Here is an 18688-nt window from a genome sequence, read left to right as displayed (position 1 = left end):
GCTCTGCGGTGTACGCCACCGGCGCGGAGCACCTGGACAGACTGATCTTTCCTGCCCACAGGTTGATAAAGGGGGTCTCCTGGTGGTCACAACCCTTGCTCCGGCTCCGACGCCGGAGCGTGCCAGTGCCGTGTCCCGCACGATGGCTGTCCTGAACGCGGTGCGGCGGCCCGGTTCGCACGGCCCGATCGACATCGCCACCTGCGCCGGGCTCCCGGTGTCGACGACGCACCGCTATTTGCAGGCCCTGGTGCGTGAGGGCAGGGTCCGCAAGTGCGAGGAACCCAAGGGGCATTACGTGGCGTGCGCCGATGCGGCGCCGTCCGGCGGGCTGGGCGCACTGGAGGAACTGCCTTTGCGGGTTCCGGGGAGGACACCGCCGGCGATTCGCGCCGCGCTGTCGTCGCTGCAGGCCCGCACGGGACAGATCGTGCTGCTTCACTCGCTGGTCGGGATGCCGATGATGCGGCTGTGCACGCGTCGGCTGCTCGGCGGGCACGGAAGGGATCTGCTGGTGGCGCCGGTGGGGCGGCGGGACATGCTGTGGGGGGCGACGCTGGAGACCGATCCGGATGCATCCGGGCTGGTCATCCGCGCGTGCCTGGACGAGCTCGGCGACGCGGCGTTGCGCGAGATCCGCAGGCAGGGCTTCGCCAGCGAGAGGTCCCCTCTGCCGGGCTGGCACAGCACGGCAGCGCCGTTGTGGCGCGGCACGACGGTCGTCGGTTCCGTTGCGGTCCTGTCCCCCGGCGGGCGGGAGACGCACGTGTACTCCGTGATGGACACCGCGGGCGTCATCAGTGGCTACCTGACCCGGACGGCGAACCGCAATACGGGATGAGCAGCCGTCGCAGCGTCATCAGTCCGCCGCAGGATTCCGCGGCGGACTGATTGCTCTCCCGGGCAACGTCGGGGCCTGTCCGGGGAATGGAGACGTCACACGGGCAGCAGGCCGCTTCCCTGCGTGGTGATGGGGTGGTCGAGCAGGGCGTCCTCGGACACCGCGAAGCCGGCCGCGAGCGTCATCGCGTGCGGGGCGAGGTCCTCAATGGCGTTCTCGATCGCGTCGGGAAGTTCTTGGACCTGGGCACAGGTCAGGCGGCCGTCGGCGAGCAGGTCGCCGCTGTAGGCGGCTATCCGGCGCAGCGCGAACAGCCGGTGCAGGTGGTGGAGGAGGTAGTCGGCGTCGGGGTGGGTGGCGTTCTGGGCGGCGTCGCGGAGCGCCGCGGCGGCTGTGTGGTGGGCGTAGGCGTCGACCAGTTTCAAAGCTGAGCCGACGGTGCGGTTCCATCGGTTGAGGGGACCGCCGGCCGCGCCGCTGCGCAGGCGGGTCCGGGCCCGGGTGTGCCAGATACGGGCGAGGTCTGCGAGGAGGTCCTGGAGGAAGCCGGAGTCTGCCAGGTCTCGGTCCTCGGGGAGCGTCGGGCTGGGTTGTTCTGGTGTGAAGTGCCCGAGAAGGAGTTCACCGGCCGCCTTGGTCCAGATGACAAGGTTGTCGCCTTCTGCGGTGATCGTCCCCTCGTTGGCCGCGAGCTGGAACGCGATGCCGTTGGACAACAGGAGGCCCTGGGCGCCGCACCGCTCCCGGCACTCGGTCATCACCTCCCGGGCCTTCCAGGTGATCCAGCCCTTGGCGATGGCGGTCAGCCGCTCGCCGTCCTCGCGCTGCTCGGCGGTGGCGGCCTGCGCCCACGTACGCAGAGCCGTGCGGTGCAGGAAGTTCGCGGCGTAGGTGGTGGCGAGGGCGTCCAGCAGCGGCGCGTGGTGGCTGCGGTGCGCGAACAGCGGGACGCTGTTGCCGCCAGTGGCGCCGGAGGTCTGCCGGTTGTGGGCGTGACGCACGGCGACGGTGACGGCGTGACGCATCGTGCCAAGGCTGTAGGCGGACATGCACAGCTTGCCGGTGGTGACCCGCCCGACGGAGGTGAGGAACCGTTTTCGGGAGCTGCCGATGGAACTGCTGAACTCGCCTTCCGGGGTGAGTCGGCCGTGGTCGCCCTGCAGGAGCGCTTCGTAAGGGAGCCAGACGTTGTCGAACGTCGTGGCGCAGTGGTCCACGGGACTGGTCGCCGTCTGCGGAAGCCGCTCGATGTGGATACCGGGCAGCGGCCGGCCGGTGGCCTCGCTCAGCGGGACCAGGAACAAGAAGACGCCCCGGTCGGTGCCCTCACCGGTGATGAGGCGGGCCGCGACGACCGCCGCTTTGCTCCCGCCGGCGGAGCTCGTGTTCGGCATGTACTTGCGCGCGGCCGGCGTCGGGGTGTGCAGGGTGAAGGAGCGGGTCGCCGGATCGTAGGTGGCGGTGGTCTCCATCTGCGAGGCACTGTTGCCGTGTCCGGCCTCGGTGCACAGGAACGTGCCGATCCGGCGCATGTCGGTGAACGGCCGCAGATCGCGCGGGTTGTCGTGATCGACCAGGCTGCCGAGGAAGAGGTTGTAGTGGATGGAAGCGATCGTCGCCATTCCAGCGTCGGCTGGTCCGGCCCACTCGTGCAAGGCGGCCAGTCGCTCCACGTCCTGGACGAAGGTCTCCGGGTCCGTGACGGCTGCGTTGATTCGCCGGAGACGGGCGTAGGAGAGCGCGATGCGTTCGTCGGGGAGGAGGCCTTCCTGAAAGCGGAACGCGTCGGTGCTGAACAGTTCGCGCCAGCCCTCGTGGTCCTGGGTGAACCGGTCGCCGAACAGTGACTGGGTGAGCGCTGCGATGGACGACGTGCTCTGATCAGGCAAGAGTTGGAGTTTCACGCTCCGGAACGCTATCGGAGATGACTCGAAACGATCAGACCTGACCGACATGATGATCACCACGATTGGCGCCACCGGAATGGCGGTATCTACCCGCGGAATATGCGCTGATGCGCAACGCGCCTGTGGCGTACGCGACTTGTGTCGCACCGGACGCTGGGCATATCCGTGATACCGGGTCAGCGAGCTTACCGTGCAGTGGATGCACCGTTGCACCCACCCCCGCCCCGGCCGCCCACGTCATCGGGACCTGCTCATTCCTCGCCCGACCGTCGTCAGCGACGTCGCCCGAGAGACCTGCAAGGTCCGGTGAACGAGCTCCGGCCCGTAGACGGCCTCGGCGGCTAGCCGGCCGAGGATCTGAACGGCAGAGGTGACCAGGGAGCCGTCGCCGGACAGGAAAGCGGCCCATGCCGCGCGCCGCATCGCTTGCGACTCTTCGCTGGTCAGATCCTGCGGGCTGGCAAGGGCAGGCAGCTCCTCTCCCCCGCCGGTAGCCGCGGCAGCACTTTCCATGACCGCCAGGGCGACCCTACGACGGACGGCGAGACTGCTGGGCATCTGCCAGTCCCCGTCGAACCGTTCACCGCGGTCCCGCACCCGCACGATGGCGTGTCGTCGGGCGGCCTCGAGGGCGGCGTGCCACCGTTCCACGGCCCGGGCGCGTCTGCTCGGGGTGTCGAGGATGGATGCGACCCCGTCCAGCAGCGTGGCCAGCAGGCCGGAGGCGCGGTGCACCCGGTTGGGCTCGCCCCGCAGATGGAGCCAGGCGCACACTTCATCCGCGCTCCATCCGGCATCCGCCACGGAGCGGATCACCCACGCGATCCGCGGGACCGAGCAGCCGCGCAGCCAGGCGATGCGGGCGATGAGCTCGCGGGCCAGCTGGTAGCGACGGCCCACCTTGTTGAGCGGGCGTCGTCGGCCGCCTTTGCGAGGTGATCGCGAGGTGTTCTTCCCCTGACGGAGCTTGCTCTCAGAGGGAGAGGAGGTAGTACCCGCAGTTTCAAGACGACTTGAGCCACCCTCCATTGGGGTGCAAGGCGACGTCGCCGAGGATCGGACCGCAGAGCGGCTTGGGGCGCGGCGCCGACGGCCACGCCGGGTCAGGCTGCGCGCCATCCTCGCCAGGCGGCGCATCAGCGCGCGGCCGCTGTCGGCTACCCCGGTCAGAGCCCGGATGTAGCGGTCGCTGGGGCGGGTGATCAGACCGAGGGCGGTGTCGAAGGCTTCCGGGATCGTCCACACGAATTCGGAGGCCCGGCCTCCGATGCCGGCGACGCGTGTCCCCTTGGACCGGTAGGTGAGCAGGCCGGACTCGCGCAGGATGCCCAGGTGGTACTGCACGGTGCGTCGGGACAGCCCGAGTGCCTGCACCAGGTGGTCGACGCTGGGGCGGCATGGGGAGAGACGGGCCAGTTCGGCGGCAACCCGCAAAGTCGTTTCCCCGATGCGCTTCGGGCCGTGATCCCGGACCGGGCGGTAAGCCGATGCGAGACGTGCCCAGCAGACGGCTTGCATCCAGGAGTACGGGTCGGGCGCGATGCGGCTTGAGGTTGTCGACAGCCACTGCTGGCCCTCGGGCAGCAGCAGGGGGGCCGGTTCGAGAGCGGATTGCCCACCGCGGGCGGCACCTGGGGAGATTGGCACGAGGGATCCGTTTCTGGGTAGCGCGACATGGACCCGTGGCGCCGCGTCGGGCGGTACGGGCCTGGAGGCCAAGGCAGGGCGCTGTTCTGCGGCAACTTAGAGATTGGTCAGGCGCACGCTCCTGATGTCAGCTGCCGAGCGGCCTGTGCGGCAACGGACGCCTGATGGGCGCTGTTCGACGCGGCAGAGGCGGCAGGCGCCGGCGAGTCGGCCCGCGCGTGGGCGCCAGACCTACAAGGGCATCGCGTCGCACATTTCAGCAGTTCACGGTGACGTACCGGTCGCTCGGGTGAGCCGGACCGGAGGGAAGACGCCGGCGCCGCGTGTCCGTCAGCACCCGAGCCCTGTCCGGCTGCGTCGGCCTTCGCGGGCGGGAAGGTGGGGCCGCGGTACCGCAGGGTGTTGATGCGGTTGATTAGCCTGCCGGCTGGTTTGCTCCGGGGTTGAGTGAGCGGGCGCGTGCCTGGCTGACGGGCGCGGGAACGGAGGTCTGGAAGGGTGAGCGCGGTCGCGTCACGCGCCGGACCAGCTCTCGCCGCAGTCGCCGCGGCGTGCTGCGTTCGCGGCACCATGGGGTAGCCCGCACGTGCTGCGGGCTGGAGACTGCGTTGCGGTGCCGTTCGACTTGCCATGGTGACCCCCGTCACATGAAGTCGGAACCTGTCCACGCTCGCGAAACCGACCAGGTGCGTGGTTTGATCGAGATCATGATTCATGGGAGGGCACAGATTTGCAATGTTGATGTGGTGTGCACACCGCGGGTTCGGATAATGGCGACTAGCCGATCGACTCCGGTGTCACCGCGCTCGGTTCGCACTGTGTCGTCACCGTGGGGCTGAACGACCGAGTGGAACCCCAGTAGGTGCCGACCGGTCGTGCGGTTCCCTCCGGTCACCGGTGGGTCGCAATGCACAGCACAGCAGCAGGAGGAAAAGCATGCAGGTGGTAGAACGACGGGGACCGCAGCCGCGCGGGATCGCGACGCGCGCGCGGATCATCCGCGGTGCTGCCGAGTTGTTCGCTGACCGGGGGTACGACAAGGTCTCGATCCGCGACATCCAGGCCTCGGCGGACGTGAAGAAGGGGGCCCTCTACCACCATTTCCCCTCCAAGGCTGCGATTGCCGCCGCGGTGGTGGAGGCGGGGTTCGAGCAGGAGTCCGTCGCCGGGCAAGTCCCCAGGCTCCAGGACATCGTGGACGCCGGCATGGTCCTGGCCTACCGCACGCCCCGCGAGTTCGAGGTGCGCGCGGCCGCGCGACTGGCCACCGAGCAGGATCACGAGTTCTTCGGGGCCCTTTGGAGGGGCTACATCCCGATGGTGGCCGACCTCTTCCGGCAGGCCGACGAACTGGGCGAGTTGCTCCCCGACGTGAACTACCAGAACACCAGCCGCGTCTGGGTCGCCGCATTCACCGGCATCGACCTCATGCTCCGCAACGAGCGGACCCCCGGCGTCCTGGAGGACGAGGTCGCCATCATGTTCCAGACCCTGGCCCGGGGAGTCGCAACCCCGGAGACCATGAGGCGCCTCGACCTCGCCAACGACCGGGGCGCACGCTTGGTGAAGGCCGCCTCCCTCGGCCCTGCCCACGTACACGAAGCGGGGCCGGAGAAGTAGCCCTGCGACCCTGGCGGTGAGCCGCAGGCTGGTCTGGCGCGTGAACACAGGGTCCGCGTCAGACCTCCACCCCCTCGGGGCGTGGTGCCCAGCGGCAATGTGACGGCGTACCAGTATTCGGATGCCTTGCGGTGAGGCATTTCGGCATCAAAGGGACGCGATTCCAAGACCCTCTCACCAAACCAACCAGGTGCGTGGTTTGATCGGAACTGCTGCGTCCCTGCGTCAGGGGAATCGCACGGTACCCGCTGCTCGCATGCCCGAGCAATGAGCCGGGCCATTCGGACCTATTGACGGAAAAGGAGGTCGTTTCGTGTCTTCAGGGGCTGCCAGGCGTGAGTACCAGGTGCTCTTCCGGCAATACCGCAGAAGCCTGACGCGACCGGACATCGGACTCAAGGCCCTCCCCCATGCGGGAAACAGTCGCAAGCCGCTACGACAGGCGGATCTCGACGAGGCCCTTGAGGGCGGTGCCGGCGTCTACCAGAAATTCGAATCCGGGGCCCTTGTCCCCTCGCCCGCCTACGTGCGTCGCGTAGCAACGCTGCTGAATTTCAGCGAAGAGGACTACTACCGGGCACACCAGGACCTGTTCCCCGGCATCAGGCCTCCGTACGTGCTGAACCCGAGCGACGAGGTCTCATCCCTGTGGCAACGGGTGGTCGACGGTCAAGCCTCGATGTCCTGCGTGGTCAAGCACGGCGGTGACATCGCCGCCAGCAACGAGGCGTTCAAGGCCCTCTTCTCCCGCGGTGAACTGCCCTCCAGCATGTGGCGGTGGCTGCTACTGGACTCTGAAGCCCGGGATCACGTGCTCGCTGACTGGGACACCGCCTGGGCGCCCTACCTGGTCTCCCGGCTCGATGTCGCCGCCACGAACGGCCCGTATGCGCCTCAACTGGCTTCGTTACAGGCCGAGCTGGAGTCCGACGACCGCCTGCAGAAGGCGCTCCGGAACGCGCCGGAGATGCCGAGCGCACAGGAGGAGGCGCACCGGCCTTTCCGTCACCCGGTCCACGGCCTTGGCACCGCACAGCTCATGACCGCACACCTCGACACCGCACCGGGCGCCCGCCTGGTGACGATCCTGTTCACGAGTGGGCCCCAGGGTTCCTTACCCCGGGCGCCGGAGTCGGGCCGCTGAGTCCTCACTGCCGGCGCCGTCACCGCGACGTCGCCTCAAGGCCCGATCCCCACGGTCCCACCGAAAGGAAGCACTGTGCTTCGCAGGCTCGTGCCCGCCGACGCGGTGTGGCTCGCCCACTTCATGGCGATGGAGGACCCGTTCCTCCACTCCCTCGAACTCGACGCCCAGGCCCTGTACCCCTCACCGATGTACGAGGCCCTCGACTGGCCGGTGCTAGTCACACACGCCTACCGCGCCTGGGAGAGGGTCTTCCGCGCCCTTCCGGGCCCACTGCGGGAACTGGCCCTGCGCGTCGGCCGCGGCGAGGTGTTCTTCCCCGATGCCGCCGCTGGCGGATACACACTCAACAGCCCCCGCGGCGACCGGCACGTCCAGCTCTACGTCCTGCACGTGGACCCCGAGGACCTGAGCGCCCTCGCGGGTCTGCTCCACCGACTGCAGACTGCAGTGGAGCGCGACACCGATCCAGAGCTCGTGGACAGTCTGCGCCGCATCGCGGAAGACCTGACGCCCTCCAGCCCCGGCGGGATGTCCTCACCGACCAAGTGCGTCGACGGCTTCGAGCGCGCGCTGAACGTGCTGCAGATCAAGCCCGACGATCTCCTGCTCTCGTGCATCCCTGACGAACTGACCGGCCAGGTCGTGGCCTTGGATTCAGCACAGGACGCTGCCTACGACGCTTTCAGCCAGCGCATCTCGTCGGCGGTGACGGCCCATGATTCGCCGTGGGCATTCCTCATGCATCGGATGTTCAACGCCTGACACGCCGCCTGCGGTCTGTCGTGGCCCGGATTGCCCGTACCGCCCCCCATAGGATGTCCAGGCTCCGCTCGCCACAGGGCGGCGGTCCGGCCGGCGAGAGGATCCCAGAGTGCGCCACCCGGCTGCTCGCGCGGCGGTGTTCTCTGCCGGTTCATGGGGCACAGCAGTCGCTAAGATCATGGCGGACGCCGGCACCGACGTCACCGTACACGCCCGCCGCGGCGAGATCGCCGAAGCGATCAACACCGCTCACCGGAACCCCGGCTATCACCCCGACGTCGACTTGCCCACCAACCTGACCGCGACGACCGACCCTGCCACCGCGCTGGCCGGTGCCGACATCCTGGCGCTCTCCGTCCCTGCCCAAACGATCAGGACCGGCCTCACCGCATGGGCACCGCTCATCGGACCCGACACCGTGATCGTCTCGCTCATGAAGGGCATTGAGCGGCACAGCCACCTGCGCGTCAGCCAGATCATCGCGGCAGGACCGTGAGCACGTTCGGCGTGGTCATCGACCCTCCTCCTGATTCTGGCGGCCGGCGGCGGCGCCCACAATGACCGTATCGGCCCGCTTGGTGTCTGCGCAGGCGGACCCCCCAACGGGGGATCCCAGGTCAGTGCGGGTTTCGTCGGCGCCGAAGCCGTCCTCCTTCTCTCCCCCTTCCTCCTCCGGATCGTCGGTGAGGTCGTCGACGCCGCCCAGACCGGTCTCGGCGAAGAGGGCGTCGTCGTGTCGGACCCCAACCGGCCACAGTCCGACGCACTCGCGGTTGTCCAGGACCAGGCAGCCGGCCTCGGTGAGGAACCGCGTGGCCCAGGCGAAGGGCCGCTGTTCGCGTGGCACCACAGGGCTGGTGTAGTCGTCACGAGGGCATGGGGTGTAGAAGCCGACGGCGGCGCCGATCGGCTCGGGGGTACCGTCTTCCCTGGTGCCCCGGATGATCGCGCCGATGGTCGTGGGGAACAGGCATCGTGCACACGAGCAGTACGGCTGCTTCTCGGTGCCTGCCGGTGCTGGGGTCCCCAGGCCGGCCAGCGCCGTGGCGGGATGTCCCACCCCGACTTCTTGCGGTTTTTCCGGATGGTGGCGCAGTCCTGGCAGTTCCTCGGCTCCTTGCCGTGCGCGCGCCGCGACTCCGGAGGTCGTGCACCCGCTCGTGCTGACCCACCCCGTAACCGGCGCCCGCTCGCTGCTGCTCGCCTCCATGGTGATCAGCGGCATCAGCACGCTCGCGGAGCAGGAGAGCCGCACGCTGCTGGAAGAGCTGCTGGAGCACGCGACCAGCGCGCCGTACGTCTACAGCCATCGCTGGGAGCAGGGCGACCTGGTCGTGTGGGACAACCTCGCCACCCTCCACACCGCCTCTCCCTGTGACAGCTCCCACCACCGCCGGCTGCTCTATCGCGCCGCCGTCCGATAAGCCGAAGCCACCGCGTTCACACCGATGGATGACCCGCGGCGAGAACACGAGGATGCCCCTGTACCGGCCCTAGGGTTTGCCCATGACCGCGAAGGTTCCCCTGAAAGAGACCGCCCTCAACGCCGAGCGCATCGCCCGTATCGGCCGCGAAGTCCACGCCGTGTGCCCCGATTTCAACACCGACGCGTTCGTGGCGTCGGTGATGGCGGACCTTCCCCGGCTGGAGCTGAGCGCCCGGATCGCCCGGACCAGCCAGGGCCTGCACGACCACCTCCCGGTCACCGGGCCCGACGCGCTCGACATCCTGCTGTGCTCGCTGCCGCCGACGCCCGCGGCCGCCGGGGTGACCAACGACTTCGGGCTGCACCTCTACTCGCCCCACTCCGACTACGTCTCCCGCTACCTGCGCACCGCCGAGCACCTGGAACGGTCGCTCGCCGCGCTGGCCCGTATCACGGGGTACTTCTCCGCCGAGCTCCCGGTGCGGCACTTTCTCGCCGACTTTCCCGACGAGACGATGAAGGCCGTCGACGCGTGGAGCCGCGACGAGGACTTCCGCGTACGGCGGCTGGCAAGCGAGGCCACCCGGCCCCTACTGCCCTGGGCCCCACGGATCGCGCTCCCCGCCGACGCGGGCCTGCCCGTCCTCGAGACCCTCTACGACGACCCGCACCTCTACGTCCGCACCTCCGTGGCCAACCACCTGGGGGACATCGCCGCCACCCAGCCCGACCTCGCGCTGGCCACCCTCCAGCGGTGGAAAGCCTCGGGCCGGGTCACCGGCGAGCAGTTCGCCTTCCTCGCCCGCAACGCCCTGAGCAACCGGCTGAAGGAGGGCTGGCCGCCCGCCTACGCCCTCCTCGGCTACGCCCACGACGCACCCATCTCCCTCACCCCGATCGCCCTGGAACGCACCGCCCTCCGCGCCGGCGACACCCTGAACTTCTCCGCCGCGCTCACCGCCACCGCGACCGCCCCTGTGCACGTGATGATCGTGATCGCCACCACGGGGCCCAGCGGCCGACCGCGGGAGAAGGTGGCCTTCCTGCGCCGCGCCACCGCCGAGCCGGGCCAGGAGTTGAAGCTCGCCAAGGCGCACCCGCTGCGCTCGACCGCGCGATGGAAGGTCTCCCCCGGCTCTTACTCCCTCGCTCTCCAGGTCAACGGCCGGCGCTTCCCGGCAGTCGCTTTCACCGTCCTCGACACCTGACCCCCGCGCTCCAGCCCTTCCAGCCCCGAGAAGCTGCCTCCGGGCCGCCGCCGTCGCGCGCCCCGGCCCGGTCCGTGCTGTCCGCAATCCCCCGGAGGAGTGACTCGACCTGATCGAACGAGTTTGAGCGGCGACTGCCCAGAGCCCGCACGGCCCGACCCCGGCATTCGAACTCGCGTTCACCAAATGCCCTCCGATCGGGCCGTGACGGGACCAGATCCACCGCGTTTTTAGAGCATCAGTGCCACACCGACGCCCAGACGGAGGACGCCATGCACCCCACCCTCACCCCCTTGCAGCAGCCTCCCGGAATCGAACGGCGACTCGGCCACCCCACCCACGGCGTTGACGGCACGCGCACCTCAGAACGCCCGGATACGGGGTGGGCGGCATGAGTGAGCCCACCGATGCATCAGCCGACAGCGTTCCGGGACCGCGCACCACCACCGCGCCGTCCCCTGCCCCCTCCCGGGCCGCCCCCTCGGCGGCCACCGCGCCGACGCCCGAGGGACAGATGCGCTACATCGACCTGACCGGCAGCCGCGAGGCGGCCGGCCGCTCGATCCGGATGCGGGACATGGCCCGCCGCCTGCCGCAGTTGGTCCGCCGCTCGCTGGCCCTGGCCTGGCGCGTCGACCGGCGGGCGACCGTCGGCCTCCTGCTGTGCCAGCTGGTCACCGGCGTGATGCAGGCGCTGGGCCTGGTCGCCATCGCCGGCACCCTGACCGCCCTGCTGCGCGACGGAGACGTCCACCACCGGCTCCTTCAGGCGTGGCCCTCCGTCGCCCTGCTCGCCGGGGCCGCCGGCGTGCGCGCGCTCCTGGGCATCACCGTCAACTCGCTCTCCTCCCGGCTGGGTCCGCTGATGTCCCGCGAGGCCGAGCAGATGCTGCTCACCGGCTGCGCCGAGGTAGAGCTGTGCGCGTACGACGACCCCGACTTCAACCGGGACCGCGAGGCCGCCGATCGCGGCGCCCAGGTCACCGGCGACCTGATCAACGAGGGCCAGGACCTGATCGCCTCGGCCGCCGCCTTCCTCGCCGGAGCCATCGTCCTGGCGGGCGTGCACTGGGTGCTTCTCCCCCTCCTCGTCGCCGCCAGCCTCCCGCAGACTCTTGCCCAGGTCAGCGCCGCGCGCGTCCGCTACCTGGCGAACCTCCGCAGCAACGGCGACAACCGGATGCTGTCCGTGCTGCGCTGGCACATCTACACCAAGGACGCCGCCGACCAGATCCGCGCCGGCACCATGGCCGACTTCCTCTCCGGCCGCTACCGCAGCACCGTCGCCCGGATCAACCGCGAGGACCGGGCCGCGGCCGACCAGGGCGCCCGGATGTCCCTGGTCGGCGCGATGTGCGGGGGCCTGGGATCGGCCGTGGTGTGGGCGGCGGTCGTGTGGCTGCTCGCGACGGGCCGGATCACCGTCGGACATGCCGGCACGGCCGTCTTCGCCCTGCAGACCGTCGGCATGTCGGTCCGCGGCCTGGTGGCCGTCGGCGCCCGCGCGGTGCGGACCGGGCTGTACATGGACGACTGGACCGGCTTCCTCGACAAGGCCGGCGGCTTCCGCATCCGCCGCGGCCCGCACCACCCCACGGCCCCGGAGACGATCGAGATCAAGGCAGTCACCCACCGCTACGCCGGCAAGGACCGCGACGCCCTGTCCGGCGTCTCCCTCACCCTGCGCCGCGGCGAGGTCACCGCGCTCGTGGGCTTCAACGGCTCGGGCAAATCGACACTATCGAAGCTGGTCAGCGGCCTCTACCTGCCCACCGACGGTCAGGTCCTGTGGGACGGTGTCCCCACCGGCGATGCCGACCCGCAGGCCCTGTGGCGCCAAGTCGCCCTCGTGCCGCAGGACTACGCGCACTGGCCGCTGACCGTGCGCGAGAACGTCACCCAGGGACAGCCCACCGCCCGCGGCGACCAAGCGGTCCGCGAGGCATGCGAGGCGGCCGACGCCGACGAAGTCGTCGACAAGCTCGGCGCCGGCCTGGACACCCTCCTGGCCCGCGAGTGGCTCAACGGGGAAGAACTCAGCGGCGGCCAGTGGCAGCGCATCGCCCTGGCCAGGGCGTTCTTCCGCCCGGCCGGTCTGCTGGTCCTCGACGAGCCGACGGCCAACCTCGACCCCCGCGCCGAATTCCGCATCTTCCAGCGGCTGCGGACCCTCGCCCGGGACCGGGCGGTACTGCTGGTGACCCACCGCATCACCAACGTCGCCATCGCCGACCGCATCGTGGTCCTCGACGAAGGCAAGATCGTCCAGGAGGGAACCTACGCCCAGCTCTCCCAACAGCCCGGTCTCTTCCAGCAATTGCTGTCCTACCAGATCACGTCCGAGCCCGACGGTGACAAGCACGAGACCCCCGCGTGAGCCGCCCCCCGCGCCACTCCCGCGCGCCCCGCCGAAGCGACCACCCTTATCGCCGCGGACCTCTCCGCCCCTCTTCCGCCGTCCCGAGGTGATGACGTGACGCTCACCCGCTCCCACATCCGCACGACCGCCGAGGCGTACCTGGCCCGGCATCCGCACGAGCGGGACTCCCTCGCCGGGCTGATGTCCCTCCTGGACGGCGCCGCCGACCCGGCCCACCGCGCCACGCTCCCCGGCCACGTCACGTGCAGCGCGGCGGTCATCGACCGTGAACAGCGCGTCCTGCACATCGGCCACCGGAGCACAGGGCTACTCCTCAACCCAGGCGGCCACATCGAAGGGGACCGGACACTGCTGGCCGCGGCACTGCGGGAAGTGTGCGAGGAGACCGGCCTGCGGCCGGCCGACCTCTGTCTCACCCCGCAGTTCCTCGGCGCCCCGGACTGGGGAAGAGGCAGTGTTCCAACCCTGCAGTATTCGGGGGCGAGTGACGTGATCGACTCTCAAATCCTCTCCGACTTCCGCGGGCAAGTGAGGGAAGCGGCCGGCGGGCTATCCTCCGGCTACCTCCGGCAGCGGAGCTGTATCGCCTGTCCGGCTAGGACGGCCTGCCGCAACGGTGAGCGGCAGTTCGCGCACCTTGCCTGCGGGGCTCAACGCAAGGAGCAGCCAGGAGGCGGCCAGGGGTACCGTCATCACCCACATCGTGGGACGAATGCCAATGGCCGAGCCCAGAAGGCCGCCCAGTGCAGAGCCGATGGCGATAGTGCCCTGGTTGGTGGCCATGGAGGCGGAAGCGACGCGGCCGAGAATATCTGGCGGACAGTAGTTCTGGCGAAAGGTGCCTACGACGACGTTGCCCACTCCAACGCCTACGCCGAGCACGAAGGCTCCTACGCTGAACAGCAACAAGCCGGCGCCGGCCGTGGTGAGTGGCAACAGCAACGCAAACGGGCAGGCGAGCGCCTGCGTGATCATCATCGTCCGTCCCGTTCCCCAGCGACGGCACAGACGCGTGGCGATCAGGGCGCCCAGTGTCCCGCCAAGGCTTGCGCACATGACCAGCACGCCCACGGCGCTGGCGCCTACGCCTACCGTCCGAACGAGAAAGATGATCTGGACGGCCTGGTAGCCCATGAGCAGGAGATTGAGGGTGGCTCCATAGATCACTATGGGGCGCAGGTAGGGATCGTGAACGAGGAAGCGCAGGCCGACGCCGATCTCTCGGATCAGGCTGGCCCCTTTCTCCTGGCGTACGGGCCTGTCCTCACGCGTTCTGATCCTGAGCAGGCAGGCCGTGGAGACGAGGAAGGTGAGAGCGTCCATGAGCAGCCCCGTGGCCGCACCGAGAGCCTGGGCGACGAAGCCAGCCACGCTGCGCCCCAGCACGCGTGTCGCAGCCTCGCTGACTTGCAACTTGGCGTTTCCATCCGCGAGGTCCTGGCCGCCGAGGAGGGTGGGTACAAATGCGTGGGATGCGGTGTTGAAGAACACTGCCGAGGTGCCACATGCCAGCGCCGCGATATAGAGGTGGGCGAGTGTGAGTTGGTGGAGCCAGGCCGCGACCGGCACACTCGCGTACATTGCCGCGGACACGAGATTGCAGACGATCATGATGGGGCGTCTGGATAGCCGGTCGACCCAAGCGCCAGCCGGTAACCCGACGATCAGCCAGGGAAGCCATACGGCCGCGGCGAGCAGGCCAACATCCAGGGCGTCTGCTCGCAATGCGAGGACGGCCACGAGAGGCAGAGCGACCGTGGTGATGCCGTTTCCCAGGCCACTCGTTGTCTCGCCGATCCAGAGCAGGCGGAAATCCCGCTGCACCAGCACACCCCAACGGCTCTGCTTCGAAGCCATGGCCATCCCTTCCTTGAGTCGTGGCAACGCTACCCACGAGAGGAGGTGGAACGCGGCGGCTGCTTCAGCGCAACTCCGCATTGACGTCGAGCTGCGGTGGTCAATTCTGAGCAAACTGGATAAATGTCTTTGAACGCACCTGGTCAACTACCGCTGAAGGTCACAAGGGACGTGATGGCTGCACTACTCCTGGAGCGCGAGGTAGTCGGTCCAGTTCTGTTGGGCGAATTTGGCCCACTGGAAGGTCGTGGAGGCCGAAAGCCCGAACAGGTCGCTGACCACGATCGGCGGCAGCTCGGTGATGGCGGTGATCATCGCCGTGTTGCGTGCCGCAAGGGTGGGCAGATCGTGGTTCCGCAGCCGTTTGATGAGGTAACTGGCGCTCAGGGGGCGACCTGCGTGTCGACCCGGGAGAAGGTAGTCGGGTCCGGAGGACGCGCGGGACTTGAGCATCGAGCTGGCCTGCGGGCTGGCTATGTGGGCTTTGATGAGCCGGGCCAGCGTCGGCGGCAGCAGCACGGGGTGGCGATCGATGGTGAGGAAGGCACCCGCGTCGTTCTGGTGGAACTGGGAAGTAGTGAGCTCCTTGATGCGCGAGATGGGAAGCGCGTAGAGACGGATCAGGGCTCCCACGATGCGGAGTTCTCGGGGCAGAGCCTCGTCGGTAAGGCATCTCCGCAGCTGTTGCTCATGCTCGTCGTCCGTCTGGAAATTCGCAGGGAATCCCTTACGAACGAGCTGCGCCACGAGCGGCCGGGTCAGTCTTCGCTTCGTGAGCCATCGGACGAAGGAATGGACGGCATTTCGTCGGGTGGGGTTCTGCGCAAGCCACAGATCCAGGTCCTCCTGGCGCAGGTCCGGGAGTGTGAGTTGGTGCTGGTCGAGCCGGTTCAGCAGGAGGATGGCGGCTCGGATGTTGCCGCGGTCTGCGGTGGCGGCGCCTGGGGTGTAGCGTCCGCGTTCCGCTCGGTGGCGTGCATCTCTGATGACGTGCCATTCTGCGAAGGGACTGACGATCCGGGACTGGTGTGGGGGCAAGGCTTCGAGGGTGGCTCTCGCCCACAGTTCGAGCCGGGCGAAGGTCTCGTGGCGTTCGGGGAGGGCTCCGGTCATGACGAGGTGGTGCCGGACATTGCGGGTGACCGTGCTCTGAGGCAGCCGATCGAGAAGCCCATGACTGATCTCGGTGTGCTCCGTGGTGAGTTCGTCGAGGAGTCCAGCCGCGGCGCTGGTCCGCAGCCAGCTCATGACCGACCAGGGCTTCTCCGCTTGGGTGAGTGCGTCGGCAAGGGGCTGGAACGGTGGGGCGATCGTGCCATCGGTTCCTGCGAGAAGTTGGGTGACTCGATCGGTGATAGCACAGCGGGTGCATCGGCCGTTGGCATAGATGTCTCCGGGGTAGTCACATTGTCTGCAGGTCGTGTGCAGGTCAGGGCGTCCACTGCAGGGGCCGCAGAGGTCCCCGCCCTCCGAGGTGCGTCCCGCGGCTATGCGAGTGTTGCCGCATTCGGCGCAGGTTCGGGGGTTGCGCCGGCGGTGGTGGTAGCAGGTGCTGCAGAGGACGCCAACCGGGTAGGTCGCGGTCACAGGCTTGGACTTCCCGCAGTCAGCGCAAGTCTGAGGCGTCCGTGGCCGGCAGCTGTGACAGAGGAAGGTGCCACCTCTGCGAACAGCACCTCGGCGTTGATGGCCGCACGCCTCACAGACCGCGATGCGCTGGCGCGAGCACGGCTCGCAGATGTCGGGGCTCGTGTCGGTGGCACGGATCTTGATGGGCGTGGTCTGTCCGCAGATGCCGCATGGGCGCGTCGGCCGTTCGTAGCAGCGGGGGCAGATCGGGCCAGCGTCTGTGTTGGTGCTGGCGCGGGCGACGGTGCCGCAGTGGACGCAGGAGCGTTTGGGTCGAGGGCTGCAGGAGGAACAGAGGTTCGTGCCGTCCGGACGCCGGCTGGTGGGGCGAAGTCGCTGGCAGCGGTCGCACTGACGGTGGTTGACGGGGTCCTTCTGAAAGCAGGAGCGGCAGACCGGGCCGTCTGCCGTACGGCTATGGATGCGAGTTTGACTTTCGCATCGGGTGCACTGCTGAAGGCGATCGCGTTCGACGCACCAGTTGCAGAGACGCCCGACGGGCGAGTTGCGAGGCAACGGGTCGTCGGTGCGTCCGCAACGTGCGCAGGCGAGCCTCGTGACGGCGAAGCCTGCCGCGGCCAGTTCCAGCAGGAGCCTGGGAAGAGCTGCTGGACTGTGGGATATCGGTGCGGTGAGCGCGTCAGGGTGCTCGGCCAGGTGGGCGGCCAGAGCTCGGGCGGGCCGAGGCTCCCAGGCGTTGGCTGCCTCCAGGATGCGCCGAGCGTCGCTGGAGGTGAGTTGTGATCCGGCAACGGTCTGGACGTGGCGTACCAAGTCAGCTCTGCGACTTGCCAGTTCGGCTCGCGTGTTGGCCCGGCTGGGCCGGCTCACAGGAGCACTCACGTGCCCGGGCGGCGGACGACCGTCCGGCGCGGTTGCGCGGGCGGGGCGACGTCGGAGTCACCGCCCGCGGTCTTGCGGACCTGAACGTTGACGACTTCGGGCTTGATGAGGTCGTTGGGTGTGCAGTCGAGGATGTCGCAGAGGGCCACCAGGGTGTCCATGCTCATGCGCTGCGGGGGCTGGGTGACCAGGCGGTAGACCTGTTCGCGCGAGAGCTGGATGCCGCGTTCGGCAAGCAAGGGAACCAGGTCGGTGGTCTGGAACATGCCGCGTTCGGCCATCAGCTGACGCAGCTGCCAGTGGTATCCCATCTTCTTGATCACGCGGTCACGTCCCAGACGTCGCCCAGCCGGTTCTTCAACGCCGCCTCCAGCAGGTTGTTGCGGTACTCGTTCGACACTCCCATATAGATCGCCGTAGTGGATGCGTGAGAGTGCCCGACCTGCTCTTGGACGAATCGCGCCGGATACCCGAACTCAGTGAGATGGGTGATGTAGCTGTGGCGAAGGCAGTGGAGATCCAGATCCGGATCCAGCCCGGCCGCCTCGCGCGCGGTGGTGAACGCGGAGTTGATCGACCGAGGCGACAAGCGCCCCGCGCGCTCGGTGACCCACAGTGCCGGGTGGCGTCCCGGGACCAGATGTGGGCATATCTCGGCCTGCCAGTGCTTCAGGACCTCGACCACCCAGTCCATTTCCGGGACGGTCAGGACCGTCCGCCGCTTCCGCGGAGCGCCCTTCGACGACTTGCCGAAGCGCACCATCATCGAGCCGAAGTTCCCGAAGTCCGGCGCTTGTCTGTTGCGCCGCAGGTCTACGAGGTCCAGACGCGACGCTTCGGTTCGCCGTATGCCGAAGGCGTAGACGGTTTTGATGACGGCCGCGTCTCGCATCGCTGTCAGAGCGCCCTTGCGTCCCTGCCCGCGGATCTTGGACGGCAGGGCGTCAGCGGCGTCGAACAGGGCCTGGACCTCGTCGTATGTCAGCGGTCGGCGCCGAGGGTCTCCCTCGTACTCGACCGTGTGCATCACCGAGTTGCCTTCGTGGAAGACCTCTTGAGGCACCTCGCCGAACCGCTCATCGCAGACCTTGAGCCAGTCGTACCGGCTGTCCCTCAGGTACTCGACGAAGAGGCTGATGATGACCTCGTATCCACGGGCGGTCGACATCTGGATCGGCGTCTGGCCACCTCGCAAGTCGGCGATGAATGCCTCGCCCTCCGCTGGCGTCCATTGCCACGGGTAGAGCCCGGTGAACTCCTCGAACCGCTCGATCAGCCGCCGCCGCGGGTCGATCGTCGAGCTCTTCAGAAGACGAGCCGACTGCTGCCTCGCCCACCCATCGAGCATGGCCTTGAACACCGCGGCCGCCGGGTCCAGATGAACCACGTTCCGGGCGAGGACAAGGGAGGCCGAACCCGGC

General features: G+C 68.6%; 14 protein-coding genes and 2 pseudogenes. 9 read left to right on the top strand and 7 right to left on the bottom strand.

Annotated features, from left to right (window positions below):
• The first annotated feature begins 130 nt into the window (after positions 1-130).
• Positions 131-841: a helix-turn-helix domain-containing protein gene (locus PV364_RS26095; RefSeq protein ID WP_319662748.1), complete on the top strand. Its 711-nt coding sequence runs from the start codon at positions 131-133 to the stop codon at positions 839-841.
• A gap of 95 nt (positions 842-936) precedes the next feature.
• Here the strand turns inward: PV364_RS26095 and PV364_RS26090 are convergent, their stop codons facing one another.
• Together PV364_RS26090 and PV364_RS26085 are read right to left on the bottom strand one after the other, a co-directional pair.
• Positions 937-2730: an acyl-CoA dehydrogenase gene (locus PV364_RS26090; protein WP_415924605.1), complete on the bottom strand. Its 1794-nt coding sequence runs from the start codon at positions 2728-2730 to the stop codon at positions 937-939.
• Between the two features lie 255 nt (positions 2731-2985).
• The gene (locus tag PV364_RS26085; protein ID WP_319662747.1) at positions 2986-4395 is read right to left on the bottom strand and encodes a helix-turn-helix domain-containing protein; all 1410 of its coding nucleotides are present in this window, start codon (positions 4393-4395) and stop codon (positions 2986-2988) included.
• Between the two features lie 936 nt (positions 4396-5331).
• Here PV364_RS26085 and PV364_RS26080 point away from each other — a divergent pair.
• From PV364_RS26080 to PV364_RS26065, 4 genes and pseudogenes are all read left to right on the top strand, one after another.
• Entirely contained in the window at positions 5332-6015 is a 684-nt protein-coding gene (locus tag PV364_RS26080) for a helix-turn-helix domain-containing protein (protein WP_319662746.1), read from the top strand.
• 313 nt (positions 6016-6328) lie between these two features.
• Positions 6329-7159, top strand: a complete 831-nt coding sequence (locus PV364_RS26075; RefSeq protein WP_319662745.1) for a sulfotransferase — start codon at positions 6329-6331, stop codon at positions 7157-7159.
• Between the two features lie 75 nt (positions 7160-7234).
• A complete protein-coding gene (locus PV364_RS26070) occupies positions 7235-7924 on the top strand; it encodes a hypothetical protein (protein WP_319662744.1) in 690 nt (229 codons plus the stop codon).
• Between the two features lie 109 nt (positions 7925-8033).
• Positions 8034-8405 (top strand): annotated as a pseudogene (locus PV364_RS26065) (2-dehydropantoate 2-reductase N-terminal domain-containing protein); the annotation flags it as partial.
• A gap of 30 nt (positions 8406-8435) precedes the next feature.
• On the opposite strand, the gene PV364_RS26060 reads toward PV364_RS26065, so the two are convergent.
• Positions 8436-8984 carry a hypothetical protein gene (locus PV364_RS26060; RefSeq protein ID WP_319662902.1) on the bottom strand — a complete coding sequence of 183 codons (549 nt, stop codon included), beginning with the start codon at positions 8982-8984 and terminating at the stop codon, positions 8436-8438.
• Between PV364_RS26060 and PV364_RS26055 the strand changes: the two genes are divergently transcribed.
• The 4 genes and pseudogenes from PV364_RS26055 to PV364_RS26040 all read left to right on the top strand — a co-directional run.
• On the top strand, positions 8866-9348 hold the full coding sequence (locus PV364_RS26055; protein ID WP_319662895.1) for a TauD/TfdA family dioxygenase: 483 nt from the start codon (positions 8866-8868) through the stop codon (positions 9346-9348). The two genes, PV364_RS26060 and PV364_RS26055, sit on opposite strands and share 119 nt — an antisense overlap.
• Before the next feature lie 82 nt (positions 9349-9430).
• Entirely contained in the window at positions 9431-10558 is a 1128-nt protein-coding gene (locus PV364_RS26050; protein ID WP_319662743.1) for a hypothetical protein, read from the top strand.
• A gap of 514 nt (positions 10559-11072) precedes the next feature.
• Positions 11073-12935 (top strand): ABC transporter ATP-binding protein, encoded by a 1863-nt coding sequence (locus PV364_RS26045; protein ID WP_319662894.1) that lies wholly within the window; start codon positions 11073-11075, stop codon positions 12933-12935.
• Between the two features lie 183 nt (positions 12936-13118).
• Positions 13119-13298: pseudogene (locus PV364_RS26040) on the top strand (NUDIX hydrolase); the annotation flags it as partial.
• Positions 13299-13487: 189 nt separating this feature from the next.
• On the opposite strand, the gene PV364_RS26035 reads toward PV364_RS26040, so the two are convergent.
• The 4 genes from PV364_RS26035 to PV364_RS26020 all read right to left on the bottom strand — a co-directional run bounded on the left by PV364_RS26035 (position 13488) and on the right by PV364_RS26020 (position 18615).
• Positions 13488-14795 carry an MFS transporter gene (locus tag PV364_RS26035; RefSeq protein WP_319662742.1) on the bottom strand — a complete coding sequence of 436 codons (1308 nt, stop codon included), beginning with the start codon at positions 14793-14795 and terminating at the stop codon, positions 13488-13490.
• Between the two features lie 183 nt (positions 14796-14978).
• Positions 14979-16043 carry a hypothetical protein gene (locus tag PV364_RS26030; protein WP_319662741.1) on the bottom strand — a complete coding sequence of 355 codons (1065 nt, stop codon included), beginning with the start codon at positions 16041-16043 and terminating at the stop codon, positions 14979-14981.
• A 1220-nt stretch (positions 16044-17263) separates the two neighbouring features.
• Positions 17264-17590, bottom strand: coding sequence for a helix-turn-helix transcriptional regulator (locus tag PV364_RS26025; protein WP_319662739.1), 327 nt, complete (start codon positions 17588-17590; stop codon positions 17264-17266).
• On the bottom strand, positions 17587-18615 hold the full coding sequence (locus tag PV364_RS26020) for a tyrosine-type recombinase/integrase (RefSeq protein ID WP_319662893.1): 1029 nt from the start codon (positions 18613-18615) through the stop codon (positions 17587-17589). The genes PV364_RS26025 and PV364_RS26020 overlap by 4 nt, the downstream gene beginning before the upstream one ends.
• Positions 18616-18688: the final 73 nt, after the last annotated feature.

The organism is Streptomyces sp. MI02-7b (genome assembly GCF_033793585.1).
Lineage (GTDB): Bacteria > Actinomycetota > Actinomycetes > Streptomycetales > Streptomycetaceae > Actinacidiphila.
The sequence above is the reverse complement of the archived record's forward strand: the minus strand, read 5'-3'. Positions and strand labels throughout refer to the sequence as shown.